Origin of the sequence: Neisseria sp. HMSC070F02 (assembly GCF_001814225.1) — a bacterium.
Taxonomy (GTDB): domain Bacteria; phylum Pseudomonadota; class Gammaproteobacteria; order Burkholderiales; family Neisseriaceae; genus Neisseria; species Neisseria meningitidis.
In genome coordinates, this window is record NZ_KV815432.1 from 13484 (window position 1) to 17748 (window position 4265).

Below are 4265 nucleotides of genomic sequence, written 5' to 3' on the forward strand. Positions count from 1 at the left end.
TTCCCGCCTGCGCGGGAATGACGGCGGAGGGTTGCTTGTCTCGGTTTACCTGGTTAAAAAAGAACGATTTTCACTGATGTTGCATCAGGTTTGGGGCGATGTTTCAACACATAGCACCGCGCCTGCTGCGCGTTTTTGTGCGTTTGGCGCGTTCGGCGGCGGGAAATTTGCCTACTTTTCCCGCGTCGGGCGGGCGTAACGGGCGGCACACTGTCTATAAACCGCAATACCGTTTACAATGACCGCCTGTTTCACCACATACCCGAACGCAACAATGAAAATCAGGCTGGGGCGGCACAACGCGCCCGACTTTCCACAGGGTGCCGCCGTAACCATAGGCAATTTCGACGGCGTACACCTCGGACACAAACACATCCTCCAAAAACTCCGCCTCGAAGCCGACGCGCGCGGACTGCCCGTCGTTGCCGTCATCTTCGAACCTCAACCCAAAGAATTTTTTGCAAGCCGCACAGGCAAAACCCCGCCCTGCCGCATCAGCCCCCTGCGTACCAAACTGGAATTGCTGGAAGGGACGGGCTGCGTCGATGCCGTCTGGGTTTTACGTTTCGATCAAAATTTTTCCGAAATATCCGCGCAAGGGTTTATCGACCGCCTGCTGCGTCAAACCTTGAATACGCGTTATTTGCTCGTCGGCGACGATTTCCGTTTCGGTGCGGGGCGGGAAGGCTGTTTTGAACTTTTGGCACAACAGCCCGATATGCAGACCGAGCGTACGCCTTCCGTCATCGTCGAAGACATCCGCACCAGCAGTACCGCCGTGCGACAAGCCCTTTCAGACGGCAACCTTGCCTATGCGAAAAAACTTTTGGGACACGACTACGTCTTGAGCGGCAGGGTGGTGCACGGCAGAAAACTCGGACGCACCCTAAATGCCCCGACTGCCAACATCCGCCTGCCCCGCCACCGTTATGCACTCGGCGGCGTGTTCGTCGTCGAAGCGGACGGCGCATTCGGCACGCGGCGCGGCGTGGCGAGCTTCGGTTTCAATCCCACCGTTGATAGCGGCTGTTCTCAAAAGCTTGAAGTCCACCTGTTCGACTTTCAAGGCGACCTGTACGGACAACGGCTGAACGTCCGCTTCCTGCACAAACTGCGCGATGAAGAAAAGTTTGACGGTATGGCAGAACTGAAAAGGCAGATAGCAGCCGATATGGAAGCCGCAAAGTGTTGGTAGAAAAACCTTATACAAACCATCCGATTGGGCTACAATCAATCTTTTAACTTTTCAGACGGCATAGGGGTTTCCCGTTGTGAAATACTGTTTGAGGCGCAATGCCGTCTGAAACCGAAATATTGTAACAATAGAGATTAAAAAATGACCGATTACAGTAAAACCGTAAACCTGCTCGAGAGCCCGTTTCCGATGCGCGGCAACCTTGCCAAGCGCGAGCCTGCATGGCTGAAAAGCTGGTACGAGCAAAAACGCTACCAAAAACTGCGCGAAATCGCCAAAGGCCGTCCGAAATTTATTCTGCACGACGGCCCTCCGTATGCCAACGGCGACATCCACATCGGTCATGCCGTCAATAAAATTCTCAAAGACATCATTATCCGCAGCAAAACCCAAGCCGGTTTTGACGCGCCTTATGTGCCGGGTTGGGACTGCCACGGTTTGCCTATCGAAGTGATGGTGGAAAAACTGCACGGCAAAGATATGCCCAAAGCCCGTTTCCGCGAATTGTGCCGCGAATATGCCGCCGAACAGGTTGCCCGCCAGAAAAAAGACTTTATCCGCTTGGGCGTGTTGGGCGACTGGGACCATCCTTACCTGACCATGGATTTCAAAACAGAAGCCGATACCGTGCGTATGCTCGGCGAAATCTACAAATCGGGCTATCTCTACCGGGGCGCGAAACCGGTTCAATTCTGCTTGGACTGCGGTTCTTCATTGGCCGAAGCGGAAGTGGAATACAAAGACAAAGTATCGCCTGCGATTGACGTTGCCTATCCGTTTAAAGACACCGCCGCGCTTGCCGCCGCATTCGGTTTGGCAGGTATCGAAGGCAAAGCGTTTGCCGTTATTTGGACAACCACGCCTTGGACTTTGCCTGCGAGCCAAGCTGTTTCAGCGGGTGCAGACGTGGTGTATCAATTAATCGATACGCCCAAAGGCAAATTGGTATTGGCGAAAGATTTGGCGGAAGATGCGCTCAAACGCTACGGCTTCGTTTCAGACGACCTCAGCGTCCTCGCGGAAACCACCGGCGACAAGCTGGAAAACCTGCACATGAACCATCCGTTCCTCAAACGCGATATTCCCATGCTTAACGGCGAACACGTTACCACCGATGCCGGTACCGGCTTGGTGCATACTGCGCCCGCGCACGGTTTGGAAGACTACGCCGTCTGCAACAAATACGGCATCGAGCTTTACAATCCTGTCAACGCCGAAGGCAAATACATCGGCGAAACGCCGCGCGTTGCCGGTATGCGCGTTTGGGAGGCGAACCCCGTCATCCTGCAATGGTTGGAAGAAACCGGCAACCTTTTGGCAAGCAGTAAAATCGAACACAGCTACGCCCACTGCTGGCGGCACAAAACGCCGCTGATTTACCGCGCGACAGGTCAATGGTTTGTCGGTATGGACAAAGCTGGTGCCGACGGCAAAACCCTGCGCGACAAAGCCATCAAGGCCGTGGACGACACCGAATTCTTCCCGTCTTGGGGTCGCGCGCGTTTGGAAGCCATGATTGAAGGTCGTCCTGACTGGGTGGTTTCACGCCAACGCTATTGGGGCACGCCGATGACTTTCTTTGTTCACAAAGAAACGGGCGAGCTGCATCCGAACTCTGCCGAACTTTTGGAAAAAGTTGCCCTGAAAATCGAAGAAAAAGGCATCGAAGCGTGGTTCTCCCTCGATAAGAGCGAACTCTTGAGCGCGGAAGATTGCGAAAATTACGATAAACTTTCTGACACAATGGACGTATGGTTCGACTCCGGCTCGACCCATTATTCCGTTGTGAAACAACGCGAAAAATTGGAATGGCCGGCTGATTTGTATCTCGAAGGCAGCGACCAACACCGCGGCTGGTTTCAATCGTCCATGCTGACCGGCTGCGCCTCATCAATGGGTCGCGCGCCGTATAAACAGCTGCTGACCCATGGTTTCGTTGTCGACGGCGAAGGCAAAAAAATGTCGAAATCCATCGGCAACGTCGTTGCACCGCAAGAGGTTTATAACGAATTCGGCGCAGACATCCTGCGCCTGTGGGCGGCATCTACCGATTACAGCGGCGAATTGGCGATTTCCAAAGAAATCCTCAAACGCGTAACCGAAAGCTACCGCCGTATCCGCAATACCTTGAGCTTTTTGTTTGCCAACTTGAGCGACTTTAATCCGATTGAAGATGCCGTGCAACAGGCGGATATGGTGGAAATCGACCGCTACGCCGTGGTATTGGCACGTCAGCTGCAAGAGCGTCTGGCAGGCGATTACTATCCGCGTTATGCCTTCCACTTTGCCGTAAAAGACATTGTTTCTTTCTGCTCGGAAGACTTGGGTGCGTTCTACCTCGACATCCTGAAAGACCGCCTCTACACCACCAAAGCCGACAGCCATGCACGCCGTAGCGCACAAACTGCCCTGTATCACATCACACGCAGTTTGGTTCTCTTGATTGCACCGATTTTGTGCTTCACCGGCGAAGAAGCGTGGGACATCATCGGCGGCGGCGAAGAAGACAGCGTCCTCTTCCATACTTGGCACGAGTTCCCGACCATCAACGAAAAAACCGAAGCCGAACTGGTGAAAAAATGGACGGCAATCCGCGAAGCCCGCGAAGCGGTAACCGCCGCCATCGAGCCTTTGCGCGCCGACAAAACCGTCGGTTCGTCCTTGCAAGCCGAAGCCGAAATTACCGCGCCGGAAGAAATGGCCGGCTATCTGAATGCTTTGGGCGAAGAATTGCGCTTTGCTTTGCTGGTGTCTAAAGCAGAAGTGAAAGTAGGCAGCGAACTTGCCGTTGCCGCTAAAGCCAGTGATGGTGAAAAATGCGAACGCTGCTGGCACTACACCCGCGATGTGGGCGCGGTTGCAGGCTATGAAACCGTCTGCAAACGCTGTGCAGAGAATGTCGGCGGGGAAGGCGAAACGCGCCATTACGCCTGATAAAGTTTGAGCAAATGCCGTCTGAAACCGCCAAACAGCATTTCAGACGGCATTTTTTGTGCCGCAATTTGTCTTTATAACGGCGGAGGGGTTTCAAGATTGCGGTGTTGTCGGAATGCAACTGAACCGTCATTCC

3 protein-coding genes are annotated in these 4265 nt (G+C 53.9%); all 3 read left to right on the forward strand.

All coding sequences use genetic code 11. The annotated features are described in order from the left end of the window. Positions 1-199: hypothetical protein (locus tag HMPREF2959_RS12595; RefSeq protein WP_168165456.1), on the forward strand; the 199-nt coding region annotated here is incomplete at its 5' end. 75 nt (positions 200-274) lie between these two features. Continuing rightward, positions 275-1195 (forward strand): bifunctional riboflavin kinase/FAD synthetase, encoded by a 921-nt coding sequence (gene ribF / locus HMPREF2959_RS05960; RefSeq protein ID WP_025459201.1) that lies wholly within the window; start codon positions 275-277, stop codon positions 1193-1195. Between the two features lie 141 nt (positions 1196-1336). Beyond that, positions 1337-4129, forward strand: coding sequence for an isoleucine--tRNA ligase (ileS, locus tag HMPREF2959_RS05965; protein WP_070696518.1), 2793 nt, complete (start codon positions 1337-1339; stop codon positions 4127-4129). Positions 4130-4265 lie beyond the last annotated feature (136 nt).